Source organism: Streptomyces sp. NPDC091377 (assembly GCF_044757045.1).
GTDB lineage: Bacteria > Actinomycetota > Actinomycetes > Streptomycetales > Streptomycetaceae > Streptomyces.
Genome location: NZ_JBIVUE010000014.1, coordinates 134,266 through 155,092 on the forward strand (window position 1 = coordinate 134,266; position 20,827 = coordinate 155,092).

At 68.7% G+C, this 20,827-nt stretch carries 15 protein-coding genes and 1 tRNA gene; 10 read left to right on the plus strand and 6 right to left on the minus strand.

Going from position 1 to position 20,827, the window contains the following annotated elements; genetic code table 11:
* Positions 1–119: 119 nt before the first annotated feature.
* Complete coding sequence (locus ACIQNG_RS27605; RefSeq protein WP_401488695.1) at positions 120–1,886, minus strand: lytic transglycosylase domain-containing protein; 1,767 nt, start codon at positions 1,884–1,886, stop codon at positions 120–122.
* A gap of 429 nt (positions 1,887–2,315) precedes the next feature.
* Here ACIQNG_RS27605 and ACIQNG_RS27610 point away from each other — a divergent pair, with 429 nt between their 5' ends.
* The gene (locus ACIQNG_RS27610) at positions 2,316–3,167 is read left to right on the plus strand and encodes a DUF4184 family protein (RefSeq protein WP_401488697.1); all 852 of its coding nucleotides are present in this window, start codon (positions 2,316–2,318) and stop codon (positions 3,165–3,167) included.
* A gap of 403 nt (positions 3,168–3,570) precedes the next feature.
* Here ACIQNG_RS27610 and ACIQNG_RS27615 read toward each other — a convergent pair whose 3' ends face one another.
* A complete protein-coding gene (locus ACIQNG_RS27615; RefSeq protein ID WP_401488699.1) occupies positions 3,571–3,954 on the minus strand; it encodes a hypothetical protein in 384 nt (127 codons plus the stop codon).
* Positions 3,955–4,258: 304 nt separating this feature from the next.
* Positions 4,259–6,985, minus strand: a complete 2,727-nt coding sequence (gene polA, locus ACIQNG_RS27620; RefSeq protein ID WP_401488701.1) for a DNA polymerase I — start codon at positions 6,983–6,985, stop codon at positions 4,259–4,261.
* A 164-nt stretch (positions 6,986–7,149) separates the two neighbouring features.
* Between polA and ACIQNG_RS27625 the strand changes: the two genes are divergently transcribed.
* The 7 genes from ACIQNG_RS27625 (at position 7,150) to ACIQNG_RS27655 (ending at position 16,725) form a co-directional block, all read left to right on the plus strand.
* Complete coding sequence (locus tag ACIQNG_RS27625; protein ID WP_401488703.1) at positions 7,150–9,429, plus strand: FdhF/YdeP family oxidoreductase; 2,280 nt, start codon at positions 7,150–7,152, stop codon at positions 9,427–9,429.
* A gap of 66 nt (positions 9,430–9,495) precedes the next feature.
* Complete coding sequence (locus ACIQNG_RS27630) at positions 9,496–9,984, plus strand: PaaI family thioesterase (RefSeq protein ID WP_401427276.1); 489 nt, start codon at positions 9,496–9,498, stop codon at positions 9,982–9,984.
* A gap of 1,012 nt (positions 9,985–10,996) precedes the next feature.
* Complete coding sequence (locus ACIQNG_RS27635) at positions 10,997–12,229, plus strand: branched-chain amino acid ABC transporter substrate-binding protein (RefSeq protein WP_401488705.1); 1,233 nt, start codon at positions 10,997–10,999, stop codon at positions 12,227–12,229.
* Between the two features lie 110 nt (positions 12,230–12,339).
* Positions 12,340–13,269, plus strand: coding sequence for a branched-chain amino acid ABC transporter permease (locus ACIQNG_RS27640; protein ID WP_401427272.1), 930 nt, complete (start codon positions 12,340–12,342; stop codon positions 13,267–13,269).
* Between the two features lie 5 nt (positions 13,270–13,274).
* On the plus strand, positions 13,275–15,077 hold the full coding sequence (locus ACIQNG_RS27645; protein ID WP_401427270.1) for a branched-chain amino acid ABC transporter permease: 1,803 nt from the start codon (positions 13,275–13,277) through the stop codon (positions 15,075–15,077).
* A gap of 5 nt (positions 15,078–15,082) precedes the next feature.
* The gene (locus ACIQNG_RS27650; protein ID WP_401488708.1) at positions 15,083–16,012 is read left to right on the plus strand and encodes an ABC transporter ATP-binding protein; all 930 of its coding nucleotides are present in this window, start codon (positions 15,083–15,085) and stop codon (positions 16,010–16,012) included.
* On the plus strand, positions 16,009–16,725 hold the full coding sequence (locus ACIQNG_RS27655; RefSeq protein ID WP_401488710.1) for an ABC transporter ATP-binding protein: 717 nt from the start codon (positions 16,009–16,011) through the stop codon (positions 16,723–16,725). The genes ACIQNG_RS27650 and ACIQNG_RS27655 overlap by 4 nt, the downstream gene beginning before the upstream one ends.
* Before the next feature lie 72 nt (positions 16,726–16,797).
* Here ACIQNG_RS27655 and ACIQNG_RS27660 read toward each other — a convergent pair whose 3' ends face one another.
* Positions 16,798–17,481 (minus strand): ANTAR domain-containing response regulator, encoded by a 684-nt coding sequence (locus ACIQNG_RS27660; protein WP_401427263.1) that lies wholly within the window; start codon positions 17,479–17,481, stop codon positions 16,798–16,800.
* 99 nt (positions 17,482–17,580) lie between these two features.
* On the opposite strand from ACIQNG_RS27660, the gene ACIQNG_RS27665 reads away from it, so the two are divergent.
* Both ACIQNG_RS27665 and ACIQNG_RS27670 read left to right on the plus strand, forming a co-directional pair.
* A tRNA-Leu gene (locus ACIQNG_RS27665) sits at positions 17,581–17,655 on the plus strand.
* Between the two features lie 106 nt (positions 17,656–17,761).
* Positions 17,762–18,541: a transcriptional regulator gene (locus ACIQNG_RS27670; RefSeq protein ID WP_401488712.1), complete on the plus strand. Its 780-nt coding sequence runs from the start codon at positions 17,762–17,764 to the stop codon at positions 18,539–18,541.
* A gap of 5 nt (positions 18,542–18,546) precedes the next feature.
* Here ACIQNG_RS27670 and pyk read toward each other — a convergent pair whose 3' ends face one another.
* Entirely contained in the window at positions 18,547–19,977 is a 1,431-nt protein-coding gene (gene pyk, locus ACIQNG_RS27675) for a pyruvate kinase (protein WP_401488714.1), read from the minus strand.
* 146 nt (positions 19,978–20,123) lie between these two features.
* Positions 20,124–20,825, minus strand: coding sequence for an SIMPL domain-containing protein (locus tag ACIQNG_RS27680; RefSeq protein WP_401427256.1), 702 nt, complete (start codon positions 20,823–20,825; stop codon positions 20,124–20,126).
* Positions 20,826–20,827: the final 2 nt, after the last annotated feature.

The following is a 20,827-nucleotide window of genomic DNA, read 5'->3' on the forward strand; positions in this document are numbered from 1 at the left end:
ACCCTGTCGTGCCGCTCGCGCTCGGACCTACGACCCTGTCGTGCCGCTCGCGCTCGGATCTACGGTCTTGTCGTGCCGCCGTGTCGTCTTGTCGTCGTGCCGTTGTGGCCCTCGGGGCGTCAGGCGGACGGCGAGGAAGAGGGCGAGGGAGTGGCGCTCTCGGACGGGGTCGGCGCGGGCTCGGTGACGGTCAGGTCCAGGGTGAGGGTGGCCCCGCCGGTGGTGGTGACCAGGAGCTTGAAGGTGCCGACGGTGTTGTCCGCGTAGAGCTTGGGCAGCTTGAGCCGGCCCTTCGCGTCGGTCGTCAGACCGGACAGGGTGCGTACGGCCTTGCCGTCCGCGTCCTTGAAGTAGGGGCCCTTGTCGTTGGCGGTCGGGTCGTCGGCGGACTTGATGAGGGTGGCGGTGGCGGCGACGCCGTCCGCGATCTCGTCCTGGTACGTCGCCTTCACCGTGACCTGCTCGGCGAATTCACCGTCCGCGACGCAGGTCAGGTCTTCGGTGCCGACCCGGGCGAGGGTGTCGGCGGCGCGGGCGGTGACGGTGGCATCGTGGTCCAGGCCCTCGATGATCCGGCCGACGAGGGTGGCGCGGACGGTGAAGTCGCCCGTCCGCTCGCCCGCCCGCAGTGCGGGGGCGACCGCCTTGCCGGAGGCGTCGGTGACGGCCACGGCGACCTTCTCGCCGCCGGTGAAGGTGGTGTCGGTGCCGCCGACGATGGTGAAGCGGACGCGGACCTTGGCGACGGCCTTGCCGGCCTTGGTCTCCGCCCGGGCGGTGGGCCGGTCGCCGAACGTGTCGCCGGCCATCGCCGTGAGCTTCGGCGTGCCCGCGTTCTCCAGGTGGTGGACCGTGTCGGTCGGCGTGGGCGGGGTGGTGGTGGGCGGGGTGGTGGTGGGCGGCTTCGTGGGCGGGGTGGTCGGTCCGCCGGACGTCGGGGGCTTGGGGGGCTTGGGCTTGGGGTCGCTGGAGGGGGGCGGGGTGGTCGCCGTACCGCCCGATCCCGCACCCGATCCCGAGCCCGATCCCGCACCGGCGCCGTTGTCTGATGCGTCGCTGCGGTCGACGGGGACCGTGCCCGTGCCGTCCGGGATCTCGTGGGTGCCCTTGCGGTAGTACTCCAGCCACGACATGACCGTGTTGTAGTACTCCGTCGAGTTGTTGTAGCTGAGGATCGCGCTGCGCAGGTCGCCGGACCGGGAGAGGTCCCAGCCGAAGCGGCACAGGTAGTGCCCGGCGGCGAGCGCGGCGTCGTAGATGTTGTTCGGGTCCTTCACGCCGTCGTCGTTGCCGTCGCGGCCGGCCCAGGCCCAGGTCGACGGGATGAACTGCATGGGGCCGACGGCCTGGTCGTACCGGGAGTTGCCGTCGTAGGCGCCGTCGTCCGTGTCGCGGATGAGGGCGAAGCCGTTGCCGTCGAGCTGGGGGCCCAGGATGGGGCTGAGGGTGGTGCCCTCGGCGTCGACGTTGCCGCCGCGGGCCTGGCCGGATTCCACCTTGCCGATGGCGGCGAGGAGTTCCCAGGGCAGGTTGCAGCCGGGCTTGGCGCTGCCGAGTTCGGCGGCGGCCTGCTGGTAGGCGTCGAGGACGGTGGCGGGTATGCCGGACTGGGAGTCCCCGGTCGCGGCCGGGGTGCCGCTGGAGGACGAGGACGGCGCGGGGGTGGGGGTGGTCAGCGGCGGCAGGTCCGTGTAGTACGGCGAGTTGCCGGTGGCGCTGTCCTCCGTCCCGGCGTCGGGCGCGGACTGGGAGTCGGCCGTGGTCTGTCTGCCCTGGTCCCCGGTGGCCCCAGGTGCCTGGGACGCGGACAGGGCGGCGACCGCCGCCGCGGCCACCGCGGTGGTCGCCGCCCCCTTGCGCAACCGACTGCCGAAATACGCCGCCATGTACGGAATCCCTCCCATGGGGCGCCCCCAGCGCCCTCCTCTTCCTTCGGTTCCCTGCCTGCCGTTGCCGCTCTTGCCGCTGTTCCCGCTACTGCTCTTGCCGGTGTTCCCGCGCTGCTCTCTCGCCGGCTCTCGCGCTGCTCTCCCGACCGGCTTTCGCGCCCCTCTTGTCTGACGAGCAAGGCGGACCGAAAGTTGCACCCGCGTCGCGCAAAGGCGCACGGGGGACCGTTCCGCTTGTCGACGCACGTGACCCTACGACAACTTCCTTTGCGCGGGGACCCGTTCCTGACCGATTTTCACCACTTGGCCATATACCGTCGTCCACTCGGCGTCGCCCGGGGTCCCCTTGCGCGCCACCAAGGTTTTCATGACCGTCCCGGATACTGAAGAGCGCACAGCGATCATCCGACTCCGGGGGAGCCCGTCTTGCCGTTCACCCTCAGCCACGCGGCGGCCGTGCTGCCCCTGCTCCGCACCGACGGGAGGGCCCGCGGCCCGCTGATCCCGGCGGTGCTGGTGGCGGGGACGTTCGCGCCCGACATGACCTACTACGCGGCGAGTGTCGTCTCCGCCGCGATGAGGTTCGGCGACGTCACTCACTCGCTGCCGGGCATCCTCACCGTCGATGTGGCCGTGGCGTGGGCGCTGGTCGGGCTGTGGCTGCTGATCCGTGAACCGCTCGTGGCCCTGCTGCCGCGCTCCGCCCAGCGGCGGGTGGCGCCGTTGCTGCGCTGTGGGGCGCCGCGCGCGCGGGTGCGGCCGTCCACCGTCATGTGGTGGTACGTGTCGGCGGCGCTGGGGTCGCTGACGCATGTGGTGTGGGACGAGTTCACGCACCTCGACCGGTGGGGGATGCGGGTGTTCCCGGTGCTGGGCGAGGAGATCGCGGGGTCGCCGCTGTACTGGTACCTCCAGTACGGGGGTTCGGCGGTGGCCGCGGTGGTCATCGCGCTGTTCGTGGCCCGTGGGCTACGGCGGGTGCCCGCCGCCGATCCGGCCGGGGTCCCGGCGCTGTCCGCGCGGGACCGGTGGCTGGCGGCGCTGGTGATCGGCGGCTGCGCGGCGCTGGCGGCGGTGGAGCGGGCGACGAGCTGGTGGGCGGCCAACCACGCCGTCGCGAAACCGTGGGAACTGATCCCGACCCTCTGCTTCGGCGCGGGCGCCGGGCTCGTGGTGGGCGTGGTGGTGTACGGCGTGGCGGTACGGGGGTGGCGCCCGGCCCCCGCGGCCACCGACGGCGGGGAAGGTCAGCGACGGGGGCGGGTGGGGGTGCGGTGAGCGGGTGCGCTGGGTGGGCCGGGTGCGGCGGGTGCGGGGGGGGTCCGCCGGGCGGGCCGGGTGCGCCGGGTCCACCGAGTCCGCCAGGTCCACCGGGTCCGTCAGGTCCACCGGGTCCGTCAGGTCCACCGAGTCCGTCAGGTCCACCGAGTCCGTCAGGTCCACCGGGTCCGCCAGGTGCCCAGATGCCCCGGGTCCGTCAGGTCTGTCGGTGAGCTTCTGCGCGGATCGGGCAGGGTCTCGCCGGGAGGCTGGTGAGCCTTCGGGCGGGTGGGGCTGGCGGGCCCACCGGAAGGTCGGGCCGGCCGGCGGGGTGGGGCGCGCGGGCCTCACCGCCCACCCCTGGCCCGGGGCCACACCCGGGCCCACCCCTGGCCCCGGCGTCAAAAGGCTCAGGCCGCTGTCAGTGCGTGGTGCCCGGGCCCGGGCCGCCGCTCCAGGGGAGATGTCGCCCGGCTGGGGCGTCGGGTGGGGGCGGGGTGAGTGCGGGGGCGATGAACACCGTCACGGTGCGGGAGCGGCGGGTGCGGGGCAGCAGGGTGAGGAGCAGGGCCAGGCGGCCTCGGGCCAGCTCGGTCCAGAGCCGCCAGGCGGCCGGGTCGTCCGGTCGGACCGGGTCCGGCTCGCGGGCCGGCGGGAACCGGTGCCGGAACTCCTTCACCGTGTGACGCAGGGCCTCGGCCGGGCCTAGGGCGAGGCGGGCGCTGCTTGCACCGGCCGCGAAGGCCGGCACCGGCGCGAGCGGTGTGGAGGACACCGGCCGGCGGTTGAGCATGCGTATACCCATGGCGGCATCCTGCACGGGGAGGAGCGCCGGGGGCGTCTTCGCGAGGGCCAGGTGAGTGACGGTCCCCCTCCCGGCCCCACCCGTCAGCCTCCCGGCCCCACATGTCAGGCCGCCGCCCGTCACCCTGCGTCACGGCACGCAGCGGCGGCCTCGGTCCAGCACCCCTCCCGACCGGAGGTCGACCGGGCCCCCGCCCGCTCGGGGTCCTCACTCCGACACTCCGAGTCCTTGCACCGTGGGTGCCGGACGGTCGGCCCGCGCCCCCCGGCACCTCCCCGGCCCCGGCCCGGCTGCTCGCCGTCGGTCAGTGCGCCGCCGACTCCCAGTTCGGCCCCACGCCCACCGAGACGTCCAGCGGCGCGCGCAGATGCACCGCGTCGGTCATCTCACGGCGGACGATCTCCTCCGTGGCGGCGCGTTCGCCCGGGGCGATCTCCAGGACGATTTCGTCGTGGACCTGGAGGAGCATGCGGGAGGTGAGGTCCGCCTCGCGCAGGGCGCGGTCCACCTGGAGCATGGCGATCTTCACGATGTCCGCAGCGGTGCCCTGGATGGGCGCGTTGAGGGCCATCCGCTCGGCCGCCTCCCGCCGCTGGCGGTTGTCGCTGTTGAGGTCGGGCAGATAGCGGCGGCGCCCGAAGAGTGTGGCCGTGTATCCGGTCGCGCGGGCCTCGTCGACCGCCCGGCGCAGATAGTCCCGTACCCCGCCGAACCGCTCGAAGTAGGCGTCCATCAGCGCGCGGGCCTCGCCCGCCTCGATGTTGAGCTGCTGGGAGAGCCCGAACGCGGAGAGACCGTACGCCAGGCCGTACGACATCGCCTTGATCTTGCGGCGCATCTCCGCGTCCACGGCGCCGGGCTCGACCCCGAACACCTGGGAGGCGGCGGTTGTGTGCAGGTCCTCGCCGGAGGTGAACGCCTCGATGAGGCCCTCGTCCTCGGAGAGGTGGGCCATCACGCGCAGTTCGATCTGGCTGTAGTCGGCCGTCATCAGGGACTCGAAGCCCTCACCGACGACGAAGCCGCGGCGGATGGCGCGGCCCTCGTCCGTGCGCACCGGGATGTTCTGCAGGTTGGGGTCGGTCGAGGAGAGCCGGCCGGTCGCGGCGACGGTCTGGTTGTACGTGGTGTGGATCCGGCCGTCCGCCGCGACGGTCTTGATCAGGCCCTCGACGGTGACCCGCAGCTTCGCCTGCTCGCGGTGGCGGAGCATGATGACGGGCAGTTCGTTGTCCGTCTGGGTCGCCAGCCAGGCCAGGGCGTCGGCGTCCGTCGTGTACCCCGTCTTGGTCTTCTTCGTCTTCGGCAGGGCCAGTTCACCGAAGAGGACCTCCTGGAGCTGCTTGGGCGAGCCGAGGTTGAACTCGTGTCCCGCCGCGGCGTGCGCCTCCTTCACCGCCTGCTGGACGGCCCCGGCGAACATCTGCTCCATGTCCTCCAGGTGGCTCCGGTCGGCGGCGATGCCGTGCCGCTCCAGCCGGGCCAGCAGCACGGACGTCGGCAGCTCCACGTCCCGCAGCAGATCGGCGGCGCCGACCTCCCGCAGCCGGCTCTCGAACGCCTCGCCCAGGTCGAGGACGGCGCGGGCCTGCACCATGAGGGACTCGGCCTCGGCACCCTCGTCGGCACCGAAGGCGAGCTGGCCGTCGGCCGCGGCGGCGGGCGCCAGCTCACGGTGCAGATACTCCAGGGACAGCGCGTCCAGGTCGAAGGAGCGGCGGCCCGGCTTGACGAGATACGCGGCGAGCGCCGTGTCCATGCCGACCCCGGCGATGCTCCAGCCGTGCTCGGCGAAGACCCGCATGGCGCCCTTGGCGTTGTGGAACACCTTGGGACGCTCCGCGTCCGTCAGCCAGGACGTGAACGCCGTCTCGTCGGCCTCGTCCAACTGGGCCGGGTCGAACCAGGCGGCCGGCCCGGTCGCCGTCGCCAGCGCCACCTCGGCCACGGAGCCGCTGCCCAGCGCCCAGGTGTCGACCGTGGCCACACCGAGCGCCACCGTGCCGTGCTCGGCGAGCCAGGCGGCCAGCTCCCCGGTGCCCAGCACCGTGCCGTCCAGCTCCACCCCGTCCGCGACGACCGGGGTGGTCTCCGCCTCCTGCGAGCCGGGGTCCACCGCGAACAGCCGCTCCCGCAGCGAGGGGTTCCTGATCTCCAGGGTGTCCAGGACCATGGCGACGGCCTTGCGGTCGTACGGCGCCCGCTCCAGATCCGGGACGGCCCGCTCCAGCTCGACGCCGCGCTCCAGCTCGGTCAGCCGCCGGTTCAGCTTCACGGCCTCCAGATGGTCACGGAGGTTCTGCCCGGCCTTGCCCTTGACCTCGTCCACCCGGTCGACCAGCTCGGCGAACGAACCGAACTGGTTGATCCACTTCGCGGCCGTCTTCTCACCCACCCCCGGAATGCCCGGCAGATTGTCGGACGGGTCGCCGCGCAGCGCCGCGAAGTCGGGGTACTGGGCGGGCGTCAAACCGTACTTCTCGAACACCTTCTCCGGGGTGAAACGGGTCAACTCGGACACACCCTTGGTCGGGTACAGCACCGTGGTGTGCTCGCTGACCAGCTGGAAGGAGTCACGGTCACCGGTGACGATCAGCACATCGAAGCCCTCGGCCTCGGCCTGCGTGGCGAGCGTCGCGATCACATCGTCCGCCTCGAAGCCGTCGACGGCGAAACGCGGGGCGTGCATCGCGTCGAGCAGCTCACCGATCAGCTCGACCTGACCCTTGAACTCGTCCGGCGTCTTGGAACGGTTCGCCTTGTAGTCACTGAACTCCTCCGAGCGCCACGTCTTGCGGGAGACGTCGAACGCCACCGCGAAATGCGTCGGCGCCTCGTCACGCAGCGTGTTCGCCAGCATCGACGCGAAGCCGTAGATCGCGTTCGTCGGCTGACCCGTCGCGGTCGTGAAATTCTCCGCGGGCAACGCGAAGAACGCGCGGTAGGCCAGCGAGTGCCCGTCCATGAGCATCAGCCGGGGACGGCCGCCGCCGGGGGTGGTCTCGGTCTTCTTCGATGCTTTCTCTGCCACGCCCCCGATCCTGCCACGCCCCACTGACAGTCGGCCCCGTCCACCGCCCCCGCGCCGCGCACAGCCGACCCCCACCCCCGGTGATCACGGGCCGTGCCGGCTGTCGGTACCCCGTGGGAGGATCGAGGACACAGCTCACTCACGCAGCCGTAAGGAGCCCCGCGATGGCGACGAAGCCTCCGAAGGCCGACCCCGTGCAGGACGCGCCGGAGGTCACCGGGCCCCAGCACGTGGCGGCCGGGCTGCCCGCGGTCGGACACACCCTGCGCGTCGCCCAACAGCAGATGGGCGTGCGACGCACGGCCCTGACCCTGCTGCGCGTCAATCAGAAGGACGGCTTCGACTGCCCCGGCTGCGCCTGGCCCGAGCCCGAACACCGGCACACGGCCGAGTTCTGCGAGAACGGCGCGAAAGCGGTCGCCGAGGAAGCCACCCTGCGCCGGGTCACCCCGGACTTCTTCGCCGCGCACCCGGTGACCGACCTCGCCCACCGCAGCGGCTACTGGCTGGGCCAGCAAGGCCGCCTCACCCACCCCATGTACCTCCCCGACGGCGGCACACACTACGAGCCGGTCACCTGGGAACGCGCCTTCGACATCATCGCCGAGGAACTGACCGCGCTCGGCTCACCGGACGAGGCGCTCTTCTACACCTCCGGGCGCACCAGCAACGAGGCCGCGTTCCTCTACCAGCTCTTCGCACGCGAGTACGGCACCAACAACCTGCCGGACTGCTCCAACATGTGCCACGAATCCTCCGGCTCCGCCCTGAACGAGACCATCGGCGTCGGCAAAGGCAGCGTCCTGCTGGAGGACCTCCACCAGGCGGACCTGATCATCGTCGCCGGCCAGAACCCGGGCACGAACCACCCCCGGATGCTGTCCGCACTGGAGAAGGCGAAAGCGGGCGGGGCCCGCATCATCAGCGTCAATCCACTGCCCGAGGCAGGACTGGAGCGCTTCAAGAACCCCCAGACCCCCAAGGGCCTCACGGCGGGCGCCACCCTGACCGACCTCTTCCTCCAGATCCGCATCGGCGGCGACCAGGCCCTGTTCCGCCTCCTCAACAAGCTGGTCCTGGAGACCGAGGGCGCCATCGACGAGGACTTCGTCCACGACCACACCCACGGCTACGAACAGTTCGCGGCGGCAGCCCGCGCGGCCGACTGGGACGAGACACTCACCGCGACCGGCCTCACCCGCCCGGAGATCGAGCGGGCCCTGTCCATGGTCCTTGCCTCGAAACGCACCATCGTGTGCTGGGCGATGGGCCTCACCCAGCACAAACACGCGGTACCCACGATCCGCGAGATCGTCAACTTCCTGCTGCTGCGCGGCAACATCGGCCGCCCCGGCGCGGGCGTGTGCCCGGTACGCGGCCACTCCAACGTCCAGGGCGACCGCACCATGGGCATCTTCGAACGCCCGGCACCCGCCTTCCTGGACGCCCTGGAGAAGGAGTTCGGCTTCGCTCCCCCACGCCAACACGGCCTGGACGTCGTACGAGCCATCCGCGCCATGCGGGACGGCACAGCCAAGCTCTTCTTCGCGATGGGCGGCAACTTCGTCTCCGCCTCCCCCGACACCGACGTCACCGAGGCCGCGATGCGCCGCGCCCGACTGACGGTGCACGTGTCCACGAAACTCAACCGCAGCCACGTCGTCACCGGCGCGCGAGCCCTGATCCTGCCGACGCTGGGCCGCACCGAACGCGACCTCCAAGGCGCCGGCGAACAGTTCGTGACCGTGGAGGACTCCATGGGCATGGTGCACGCCTCACGCGGCCGACTGGAGCCCGCCAGCCGCCACCTGCTGTCGGAACCCGCGATCGTGTGCCGCCTGGCCCGCCGCGTCCTGGGCCCGCGATCACACACACCATGGGAAGAGTTCGAGAAGGACTACGCCACCATCCGCGACCGCATCGCGCGCGTAGTGCCCGGTTTCGAGGACTTCAACACCCGCGTCGCCCACCCCGGCGGATTCGCACTGCCGCACGCCCCCCGGGACGAGCGCCGCTTCCCCACCGCCACCGGCAAGGCCAACTTCACCGTCGCGCCGGTGGAGTACCCGAAACTGCCCGAAGGCCGACTGCTCCTACAGACACTGCGCTCCCACGACCAGTACAACACCACGATCTACGGCCTGGACGACCGCTACCGGGGCATCCGCAACGGCCGCCGGGTCGTCCTGGTCAACCCCGACGACGCACATGCCCTGGGCGTCGCGGACGGCACCTACGTCGATCTCGTCGGCGAATGGCGGGACGGCGTGGAGCGCCGGGCACCCGGATTCCGGGTGGTGCACTACCCGACCGCCCGCGGCTGCGCCGCCGCGTACTACCCGGAGACCAATGTGCTGGTCCCCCTGGACGCCACCGCGGACACCAGCAACACCCCGGCCAGCAAGTCCGTCGTGGTGCGTCTGGAACAATCGGCAACCGACTGAGCGTTTGCTCAGCCGCGCCCGCGCGCGCGGACGCTGGATCCGGAACGACGAACGGAGTCGGGCCCCATGGGCGAGCAGCAGCAAGTGAAGTTCCCGCAAGAGGTCATCGACGAGTACGCGGCGCTCGGCGTCGACCTGCCGGCGCTGTTCTCCGCGGGGCATCTGGGCGAGCGGATGGGCGTACGGATCGTGGAGGCGTCGGCGGAACGCGTGGTCGGCACGATGCCGGTCGAGGGCAACACCCAGCCGTACGGACTGCTGCACGGCGGCGCGTCCGCGGTGCTCGCCGAGACCCTCGGCTCGGTCGGCTCGATGCTGCACGGCGGCACCCGGAAGATCGCCGTCGGGGTCGACCTGAACTGCACCCACCACCGCGGAGCGCGCTCCGGCCTGGTGACCGGGGTCGCCACACCGGTGCACCGGGGGCGCTCGACGGCGACGTACGAGATCGTGATCACGGACGAGTCCGGCCACCGCGTGTGCACGGCCCGCCTGACCTGCCTGCTGCGGGAGGTCAACCCCGCCGACACCGAGCGCGCCGGCGCCACGGGCTGACACCTCCCTCCCGGGCAGACGGACCCGCCATCCCACACAGAGGGACACCACAGAGGGCCACCACAGAGGGACTCCCTCCCGGCAGACAGAGACCCCTCCCGGACGGGGAGCACCACTTCTCGGACAGGCGGCCACCCCTTCTCGGACAGGCGGCTACCCCTTCCCGGACAGACGGGCACCCCGTCTCGGACAGGCCCAGGCCGCTCCTCCCGGCGGCTGACGCCCCGTCCGGCGGCTTCTCCAACCCCCCACGGCCGCCCCCTCGTTGCCGCAGCAATGCGGTTCCCGCCCGGCGGGAGGCCGCCGCCCCGCCCGGCGGCCCCCGTCCCAACGGGCGGACCCGCACCGGCCCGTTGCCGTACGGCGCCCCGCCTCCGGGCGTCGGCGCACGGTGACGGGCCGCGGCGCGTCCGGGCCCGAACACCCGTCCCCAGGACGCCGACCAGCGGGTTTCCCGCCCGGATTTCCCGGCCGCGATTCCATGAGCGAACGTTTCAGCACATCCCCCGGCCGGCCACCGGAATGCGACGCAAGATCATGTTCACCGTGAAGGTCACCGATTGCGAAAAAGTGCCACGGAATGCCGGACTCCCTTTCCCCGACGTAACTCTGCGTAATACGCGCGCAATGAAACGGAGCGGGTTTCCTCCCCCGGTGAGCGCTATGCGCAGGACTTCTCGGATGCCCTTCAAGTCGCCCGCGGCAACGAGTTAGTGACATTACCAAATGCCAAGAACACTCCTGATGACAGCGGCGTGGTCCTGCAAGTCTCACGATGTGGACGGGGCGAATCGGCTGGAATTCCACGCTTCCGCCCGCCGAGTACCGCTCTGCATTACGTCGTGTCATAACAAGAGAGTCACAGCCTTGGTCAGACCCTCCTCCACGTTCCCCGCCCGCGCTTAGAGTCACCGCCAGTCACCGCGCCTTCGGATTCGAAGCCATTTCGACCCGGCGCTCGACTCGGCGTTGTTCCACCAGGGGCCGCCGTGCCAGGGAAAGGACCTGATTCGTGCGTCAACGTTCGATCATCGCGATCACCGCCGCCCTCGCGGCGGGATCACTGACACTCACTGCCTGCGGATCACGAGACGACGGCAACAGCGGCAGCGGCGGCGGGGACAAGACCAAGGTGGTCATCGGCGTCGACGCCCCCCTGACCGGAGACCTCTCCGCCCTCGGACTCGGCATCCGCAACAGCGCCCAGCTCGCCGTGGACACCGCCAACAAGGACGAACTGGTCGAAGGCGTCGAATTCGAGCTGGAAGCCCTCGACGACCAGGCCCAGCCCTCCGTCGGCCAGCAGAACGCCCAGAAGTTCATCAGCAACAAGGACGTCCTCGGCGTCGTCGGCCCCCTGAACAGCAGCGTCTCCCAGCAGATGCAGAAGCCCCTCAACGACGCCGGCCTCACCCAGGTCTCCCCCGCCAACACCGGCACCGAGCTGACCCAGGGCGACGGCTGGAAGACCGGCGACTCCGTCCGCCAGTTCAAAACCTTCTTCCGCACCGCCACCACGGACGAGATCCAAGGCGCCTTCGCCGCCGAATACCTCTACTCCAAGGCCGGCATCAAGAAGGTCTACCTGATCAGCGACCAGAAGACCTACGGCGCCGGACTCGCCGCCTCCTTCAAGACCAACTTCACCAAACTCGGCGGAAAGATCGTCGGCGAGGACAACGTCAACCCCGACGACCGCGACTTCAACGCCGTCGTCGCCAAGGTCGACAAAACCGGCGCAGAAGCCCTCTACTACGGCGGCGAATACCCCGCCGCCGCCCCCCTGAGCCAGCAGCTCAAGGACAGCGGCAGCGACATACCCCTCATGGGCGGCGACGGCATCTACTCCGGCGAGTACCCCAAGCTCAACAAGAAGGCCGAAGGCGACCTCGCCACCTCCGTCGGCAAGCCCGTCGAGGAACTCCCCTCCGCCAAGGAGTTCATCGACAACTACAAGGCCGAAGGCTTCGAAGACCCCTACGAGGCATACGGCGGCCTCACCTACGACGCCACCTGGTCCATCATCGAAGCCGTCAAACTCGCCGTCGAAGGCAACGACGGAAAGGTCCCGGACGACGGCCGCAAGGCCGTGCTCGACGCCATGAGCAAGGTCAAGTTCGACGGCGTCACCGGCACCATCTCCTTCGACGAATTCGGTGACACCACCAACACCACCATGACCGCCTACAAGATCACCAAGAACGCATGGGCCTCCGAATACAGCGGAGCCCCCAAGCTGAGCTGACCAGAGGACGAGCCACCAGCTCCCTCACACATTGACCCAGGCCGCGCGGGTAGCGCCCACAGCGCTCCCGCGCGGCGCCATATCCGAACCACTCCCACGGAGGCCCTGCGGTGAACGAACTGCCGCAACAGCTGGCCAATGGACTCATCCTCGGCGCGATGTACGGACTCATCGCGATCGGCTACACGATGGTCTACGGCATCGTTCAGCTCATCAACTTCGCCCACGGCGAGATCTTCATGGTCGGGGGCTTCGGGGCCCTCACCGTATGGCTCTGGCTACCCGAAGGCTTCGCCCTCGGCGCCGCAGTCCCCCTCATGATCATCGGAGGCATCCTCGTCTCCGTCGCAGTCGGCACAGCAGCGGAACGGTTCGCCTACCGCCCCCTGCGCACCGCACCACGCCTCGCACCCCTCATCACCGCCATCGGACTCTCCATCGTCCTCCAACAAGCCGTATGGATGTGGTACCCCGACGCCAAGAAGGACCACCCCTTCCCACAATTCGAAGGCGGCCCCATCGACGTCTTCGGCGCCAACATCCAACGCGGCGACCTCTTCGTCATCATCGCCGCCCCCCTCTGCATGGTCGCCCTCGGCGTCTTCGTCAACAAGACCCGCTCCGGACGCGGCATGCAAGCCACCGCCCAAGACCCCGACACCGCCAAACTCATGGGCATCAACACCAACCGCATCATCGTCATGGCCTTCGCCATCGGCGCCGCCTTCGCCGCCATCGCCGCCGTCGCCTACGGCCTCAAAAACGGCCAGGTCGGCTTCCGCATGGGCTTCCTCATGGGACTCAAAGCCTTCACCGCCGCCGTCCTCGGAGGCATCGGCAACATCTACGGCGCCATGCTCGGCGGCATCGTCCTCGGCGTCGCCGAATCCCTCGCCACCGGCTACATCGGCGACATCCCCGGCATGGACCTCTTCGGCGGCGGCGCCTGGAAGGACGTATGGGCCTTCAGCCTGCTCATCCTCGTCCTCCTCTTCCGCCCCCAGGGCCTGCTCGGCGAACGCGTCGCGGATCGGGCGTGATACCCATGACCACACACACCACCAAAGCCCCGGCGACCACCGCGCCGCCCCTCCTGCCACTCCCCGAAACCACCGCCCGCGCACTCACCCTCGCCGGCACCACCATCGCACTCGCCGGCACCTTCCTCCCCTGGACCTGGACCTCCGAATTCCCCGGCGACCTCACCGTCACCGGCTACCCCGGCGGACTCCAAATCCTCACCCTCGCCGGATCCCTCCTCACCCTCCTCTTCACCCTCTCCGGCTACGGAACACGAGGACTACGCTGGCTCACCCCCGGCGGCACCAACAGCCCCGTCCTCCTCCTCGCCCTCGGCGTCCTCGGCACCACCGGCTACACCATCGGCGCCATCAGCGACACACTCGGCGGCCTCGTCAACCTCGAACCCGGCGCCTGGACCTCCGGCACCGGCGCCCTCATCGCCGTCATCGGCGCCCTCGGACTCCCCGCCGACCAACCCCACCCCACCGACACCACCCCCACCCTCAAAGAACGAATCCGGCACGCCCTCAGCGCCCCCGACCCCGGCCGCGCCAAGGACCTCCCCGCCTGGACCGAAATCCTCATCATCGCCGCCGGCTTCGGCGCCGGACTCTACGTCTTCGCCTACGGCATCGGCACCGAATACTCCGAACTCTTCATCGGCTTCCTCATCACCGCCGCCTTCGGATTCACCGGCCTCAACCGCGCCGGACTCCTCAAACGACTCTCCACCCTCACCGCAAAACACCGCAACATCACCCTCACCGCAGCCCTCGTCGCCGCAATCTGCTTCCCCTTCACCCAGACCAACGACCAATACGCCCTCATCGGCGCCAACATCCTGATCTTCGCCACCGTCGCCCTCGGCCTCAACGTCGTCGTCGGCCTCGCCGGCCTCCTCGACCTCGGATACGTCGCCTTCCTCGGCGTCGGCGCCTACGCCGCCGCCCTCGTATCCGGCTCCCCCTCCTCCACCATCGGCGTCCAATTCCCCTTCTGGGCCGCCGTCCTCACCGGCGCCGCCGCCTCACTCATCTTCGGCGTCGTCATCGGCGCCCCCACCCTCCGACTGCGCGGCGACTACCTCGCCATCGTCACCCTCGGGTTCGGCGAAATCTTCCGCATCACCATGAACAACCTCAACGGCAACAGCGGCCCCGACGTCACCAACGGCTCCAACGGCATCCCACAGATCCCCGACCTGGAGATCTTCGGATTCAACCTCGGAGTCCCCCACACCATCCTCGGCCACGAACTCACCCGCTCAGCCAACTACTACCTGCTGATGCTGGTCTTCACCGCCATCGTCGTCATGGTCTTCCGCCGCTCCGCCGAATCCCGCATCGGCCGCGCCTGGGTCGCCATCCGCGAAGACGAAACCGCCGCCACCGCCATGGGCATCAACGGCTTCCGCCTCAAACTCCTCGCCTTCGCACTCGGCGCCGCCCTCGCCGGACTCGCCGGCACCGTCCAAGCCCACGTCTCCTACAGCGTGACCCCCGAGCAATACCAATTCGCCGGCTCCGTACCACCCAACTCGGCCTTCCTCCTCGCCGCAGTCATCCTCGGCGGCATGGGCACCATCAGCGGCCCCCTCATCGGCGCCGCACTCCTCTACCTCATCCCCGCCAAACTCCAGTTCATGGCCGAATACCAGCTCCTCCTCTTCGGCATCGCCCTCATGCTCCTCATGCGCTTCCGCCCCGAGGGCCTCGTCGCCGACCGCCGCAAACAACTGGAGTTCCACGAAACCGGACAGCTCGACGTACCCGACGGCACAGCACTGCCCGACGGAGCGACCGGCGTCGCCAAGGCAGGGGCGTGACGCACATGACCACCACAACCACCCAAACCACCACCGTCCTCGACGCCAACGACGTCACCATGCGCTTCGGCGGCCTCACCGCCGTACGCTCCGTCGACCTCACCGTCAACACCGGAGAAATCGTCGGACTCATCGGACCCAACGGCGCCGGAAAAACCACCTTCTTCAACTGCCTCACCGGCCTCTACATACCAACCAGCGGAACCGTCACCTACAAAGGCACCGTCCTCCCACCCAAACCCCACCTCGTCACCCAAGCCGGCATCGCCCGCACCTTCCAGAACATCCGACTCTTCGCCAACATGACCGTCCTGGAAAACGTGCTCGTCGGCCGCCACACCCGCACCAACGAAGGACTCTGGTCCGCCCTCCTCCGCCTCCCCCGCTTCCACCGCGCCGAAGAAGCATCCCGCGCCCGCGCCATGGAACTCCTCGAATTCACCGGACTCGCCGCCAAAGCAGACCACCTCGCCCGCAACCTGCCCTACGGCGAACAGCGCAAGCTGGAAATCGCCCGAGCCCTCGCCAGCGACCCCGGCCTGCTCCTCCTCGACGAACCCACCGCCGGCATGAACCCCCAAGAAACCCGCGCCACCGAAGAACTCGTCTTCGCCATCCGGGACATGGGAATCGCCGTCCTCGTCATCGAACACGACATCCGGTTCATCATGAACCTCAGCGACCGCGTCGCCGTCCTCGTCCAAGGCGAAAAACTCGTCGAAGGCACCGCCGACGTCGTCCAGTCCGACGAACGCGTCATCGCCGCCTACCTCGGCACCCCCTTCGAAGGAGCCCCCGGCGCCGCCGAAATCGCCGAAGTCGAAGCCGCCGAAGCGCAAGCAGCCAGCACCGGCACCGGCACCGGCACCGAGGACACAGAAGAGCCCACCGACGCCTCCGACCCCCACAGCACCACGGAAGGAGACGCGAAATGACCGCACTCCTCGAAGTCGAAAACCTCCGAGTCGCCTACGGCAAGATCGAAGCGGTCAAAGGCATCTCATTCACCGTGGCAGCAGGCGAAGTCGTCACCCTCATCGGCACCAACGGCGCCGGAAAAACCACCACCCTACGCACCCTCTCCGGACTCCTCCAACCACTCTCCGGACACATCCGCTTCGAAGGCCAGAACCTCAACAAAATCCCCGCCCACAAAATCGTCGCACTGGGACTCGCCCACTCCCCCGAGGGACGGCACATATTCCCCCGCATGACGATCGAAGACAACCTCCGCCTCGGCGCCTTCCTCCGCAACGACAAGGAAGCCATCGAGAAAGACATCCAACGCGCCTACGACCTCTTCCCCATCCTCGGAGAACGCCGCAAACAAGCCGCCGGAACCCTCTCCGGCGGCGAACAACAAATGCTCGCCATGGGCAGGGCCCTCATGTCCAAACCCAAACTCCTCATGCTCGACGAACCCTCCATGGGGCTCTCCCCGATCATGATGCAGAAAATCATGGCAACCATCTCCGAACTCAAATCCCAAGGCACCACCATCCTGCTCATCGAACAGAACGCCCAAGCCGCACTCTCCCTCGCCGACCACGGCCACGTCATGGAAGTCGGCCGAATCGTCCTCTCCGGCACCGGCCAGGACCTCCTCCACGACGAATCCGTCCGAAAGGCATACCTCGGCGAAGACTGACCCCCCACCCACAACGAGGCCCGCGCCCCTGAAAACAGGGACGCGGGCCTCGTTCGGATCAGGAAAAGAGCCTCAGCCCTTCTCCCCCTTCTCGTTCTTCTCCGCCTTCGCCGCCTTCTTCTCAGCCGCGTCCTCGATGACCGCCTCCGCGACCTGCTGCATCGACATCCGACGATCCATCGACGTCTTCTGGATCCAACGAAACGCGTTCGGCTCCGTCAGACCGTACTCCGTCTGCAGAATCGACTTCGCACGATCCACCAGCTTGCGCGTCTCCAGCCGCTGAGCGAGATCCGCGACCTCCTTCTCCAACTCCTTCAGCTGCGTGTACCGCGAGACCGCCATCTCAATGGCCGGAACCACATCACTCTTGCTGAACGGCTTCACCAGATACGCCATGGCCCCCGCGTCCCGCGCCCGCTCCACCAGATCACGCTGCGAGAACGCGGTCAGCATCAACACCGGCGCGATCGACTCCTCGGCGATCCGCTCGGCCGCGGAGATACCGTCGAGCCTCGGCATCTTCACATCCAGGATCACCAGATCGGGGCGATGCTCGCGGGCCAGCGCCACGGCCTCCTCACCGTCGCCGGCCTCACCGACGACCGTGTACCCCTCCTCCTCCAGCATCTCTTTGAGATCGAGCCGGATCAGTGCCTCGTCCTCGGCGATCACGACACGGGTCGTCATCGGAGGCACGTGCGACTTGTCGTCATCGGACACGTCTACGGGCTGGGGCGACTCGGGGGCGGTCACTCGGGCTCCTCGTTCAGGGGCAGGGGTACTGCTGACAAGAGCGTACCTAGCTGCGGTAAGGTAGTTCGCACGGAGTGGAGGAATACCTTCGATTCCCTGGCCCCGGTAGTCCAATTGGCAGCAGACGATGGTCTCAAACACCATACAGTGTGGGTTCGAGTCCCACCCGGGGCACTTTTCCTTGGATTCCAAGGTTGCCGACCGTAAGCGGATGTCCACGTTCCCGTGAACATCCGCTTTTTCCTGCGTGCCGCCGCGATCACTGACCCACAGTGCTCACATGTACGACATCAGCACACGCGAGCGGGCCCTGGCCCTGGTAGCGCAGGGGCACAGCCTGAACTCCGTCAGCAAGCAGACCGGGATCTCACGCGCGGCGATCCGATCCTGGCAGGAGCGGATCACGCCGCTTCCCCGGATGATGCCCCAGCCGTGCTGCTTATGCGGTCCGACTCCCGAGCCACCTGCCGACCAGGCCACGTACAGCTACCTACTCGGCCTCTATCTCGGCGACGGATGCGTCAGCCCCGGAATGGGGAGGACGGGCTACTTTCTACGCATCGCCTGCGCCGACTCCTGGCCTGGCCTCATTGATGCCTGCGCTGCCGCAGTGGAAGCCATCAGCCCCGGTGGCAAATCCTGGCGGGTCCAAGCCGTGGGTTGCACCTCAGTCGTCGGTTACAGCGTTCACTGGCCCTGCTTCTTCCCCCAGCACGCCTCCGGCAAGAAGCACGAGCGTCGCATCGTCCTCGAACCCTGGCAGCAGCAGATCGTCGACGCGAACCCCTGGGAGTTCATCCGAGGTCTCATCCACTCCGACGGCTGCCGGATCACCAACTGGACGACCCGTGTCGTCGCCGGGGTGACCAAGCGCTACGAATACCCCCGGTATTTCTTCACCAACAAGTCTGAGGACGTCCTACGCCTCTTCACCGATGTCCTCGACGCGCTCGGCGTCCAGTGGACCGCCTGTCCCCGCAGCGGAGGCGCATTCAACATCTCCATCGCCCGCAAAGCCTCCGTCGCCCTCATGGACCAGTACATCGGCCCCAAGTACTGACCCGGTCAGCCGGACGATTCGCCGATGTGGTGCACGCGCACCATGTTGGTCGTGCCGGAGACTCCGGGTGGGGAGCCGGCGGTGATGACCACCGTCTCGCCCTCGGCGCAGCGTGCGTATTGGGTGAGGAGTTCGTCGACCTGGTCGACCATGGTGTCGGTGGAGTCGGCGTGGGGGGCGAGGAAGGTTTCTACGCCCCAGGTGAGGCTGAGTTGGGAGCGGGTGGCGGGGTCGGGGGTGAAGGCGAGGAGGGGGATCGGGGAGCGGTAGCGGGAGAGGCGGCGGGCGGTGTCGCCGGATTGGGTGCAGGCGACGAGGTAGTTGGCGGCGAGGAAGTCGCCCATTTCGGCTGCTGCGCGGGCGACGGCGCCGCCTTGGGTGCGGGGTTTGTTGTGTTCGGTGAGGGGTGGGAGGCCCTGTGCGGTGAGGTCTTCTTCGGCTGCTGTGACGATTTTGGCCATGGTGCGGACGGTTTCGATGGGGTGTTTGCCGACGCTGGTTTCGCCGGAGAGCATGACGGCGTCGGTGCCGTCGATGATGGCGTTGGCGACGTCGCTGGCTTCTGCGCGGGTGGGGCGGGAGTTCTCGATCATGGAGTCGAGCATTTGGGTGGCGACGATGACGGGTTTGGCGTTGCGTCTGGCGATTTTGATGGCGCGTTTTTGGACGATGGGGACGTGTTGGAGGGGCATTTCGACGCCGAGGTCGCCGCGGGCGACCATGATGCCGTCGAAGGCGGCGACGATGGATTCGATGGCGTCGACGGCTTGTGGTTTTTCGATTTTGGCGATGACGGGGAGGCGGCGGCCTTCTTCGTCCATGATTCGGTGGACGGGTTCGATGTCGTGTCCGTTGCGGACGAAGGAGAGGGCGATGATGTCGAATCCGGTGCGTAGGGCCCAGCGGAGGTCGGTTTCGTCTTTGTCGGAGAGGGCGGGGATGGAGAGGGGGGTGCCGGGGATGTTGAGGCCCTTGTGGTCGGAGACGATGCCGCCTTCGAGGACGGTGGTGTGGATGTGGGGTCCGTCGATGGCGGTGACTTGGAGGGTGACTTTGCCGTCGTCGATGAGGATGCGTTCGCCGGGGGTGATGTCGGTGGCGAGGTTGTGGTAGGTGGTGCCGCAGTGTTCGCGGTCGCCTGGGGTGTCGGGGTGGGTGGTGATGGTGAAGGTGTCGCCGTGTTCGAGGAGGGCGGGGCCTTCGGTGAAGCGGCCGAGGCGGATTTTGGGGCCTTGGAGGTCGGCGAGGAGTCCGATGTTGCGGCCGGTTTCGTCGGCGGCTTTGCGGACGTGGTGGTAGCGGTTTTCGTGATCGGTGTGCGTCCCGTGGCTGAGGTTGAAGCGGGCGACGTCCATTCCGGTGTCGATCAGGGTTTTGATCTGGTCGTAGGTGTCGGTGGCGGGGCCCAGGGTGCAGACGATCTTCGCTCGGCGCATGGTTCGAGCCTAGAGCTTACTGGTGGGTAGGGGTTTGGGGCGGGGGTTTGGGGCGGGGGTTTCGAATCAACAACCTTTAGGTGAGGGGGTGTTGACAATCGTCGTGTGTGCGGCTAGTTGCTCCGATGAGCGTGGGTGGTGGGTGGTCAGAGGGCTGGGGGATTCATGGTGAAGCGGGCGTTGACGGCGGCGTAGATCTGCTGTCGTTTGGGTTCGAGGTCGAGGGTGGGGGTGGTTTCGTCGGTGTCTGTGGCGAAGGCGGCGCTGCGCATTCCGCCGTGGGCGGGTCGTTGGTAGTCGGGTTCGGTGGTGTCGGCGCCGATGTCGGCGAGTTCGACGAGTGCGGCGAGGGTGGTGTCGAGTGCTTCGGCGTATTCGCGGGCGCGTTGGACGGCTTCGCGGACGGCTTCGCTGCGGGCTTGGCGGCGGGTGGGTGAGTCGGGGCGCAGGGACCATCGGGGGCCGTCGACGCGGGTGAGGTCGAGGTCGGCGAGGCGGGTGGTGAGTTCGCCGAGGGCGGTGAAGTCGGTGAGGGCGGTGGTGATGTGGACGGTGCCGCGGTAGGTGCGGATGCGTTCGCCGCGGCCTCGTTTGCCGAGTTCGGGGGTGAGGGTGAGGGTGCTGGTTTCGATGCGTTCGATGGCTGGGCCGTAGGACTTGATGAGGTCGAGGGCGGTGGTGTTGCGGGTGGTGAGGTCGTGGAGGGTGGTGCGGCGGTCGTGGCCTCGGGCGGTGATGGTGATGTCGATGCGGGCGAGTTCGGGGTCGGCTTCGAGGTGGGCTTCGCCGCGTACGGAGATGCGGGGGGCGTCGGGGGTGCCGTAGGGGTGGGCGGGGGGTGTGGTCATGG

What these genes read in the sequence shown, in the direction of transcription:
- ACIQNG_RS27605 (WP_401488695.1), bottom strand. Translation starts at nt 1,886, where the DNA reads ATGGCGGCGTATTTCGGCAGTCGGTTGCGCAAGGGGGCGGCGACCACC.
- ACIQNG_RS27615 (WP_401488699.1), bottom strand. Translation starts at nt 3,954, where the DNA reads ATGGGTATACGCATGCTCAACCGCCGGCCGGTGTCCTCCACACCGCTC.
- ACIQNG_RS27625 (WP_401488703.1), top strand. Translation starts at nt 7,150, where the DNA reads ATGGCGACGAAGCCTCCGAAGGCCGACCCCGTGCAGGACGCGCCGGAG.
- ACIQNG_RS27630 (WP_401427276.1), top strand. Translation starts at nt 9,496, where the DNA reads ATGGGCGAGCAGCAGCAAGTGAAGTTCCCGCAAGAGGTCATCGACGAG.
- ACIQNG_RS27645 (WP_401427270.1), top strand. Translation starts at nt 13,275, where the DNA reads ATGACCACACACACCACCAAAGCCCCGGCGACCACCGCGCCGCCCCTC.
- ACIQNG_RS27650 (WP_401488708.1), top strand. Translation starts at nt 15,083, where the DNA reads ATGACCACCACAACCACCCAAACCACCACCGTCCTCGACGCCAACGAC.
- ACIQNG_RS27655 (WP_401488710.1), top strand. Translation starts at nt 16,009, where the DNA reads ATGACCGCACTCCTCGAAGTCGAAAACCTCCGAGTCGCCTACGGCAAG.
- ACIQNG_RS27670 (WP_401488712.1), top strand. Translation starts at nt 17,762, where the DNA reads ATGTACGACATCAGCACACGCGAGCGGGCCCTGGCCCTGGTAGCGCAG.
- pyk (WP_401488714.1), bottom strand. Translation starts at nt 19,977, where the DNA reads ATGCGCCGAGCGAAGATCGTCTGCACCCTGGGCCCCGCCACCGACACC.
- ACIQNG_RS27680 (WP_401427256.1), bottom strand. Translation starts at nt 20,825, where the DNA reads ATGACCACACCCCCCGCCCACCCCTACGGCACCCCCGACGCCCCCCGC.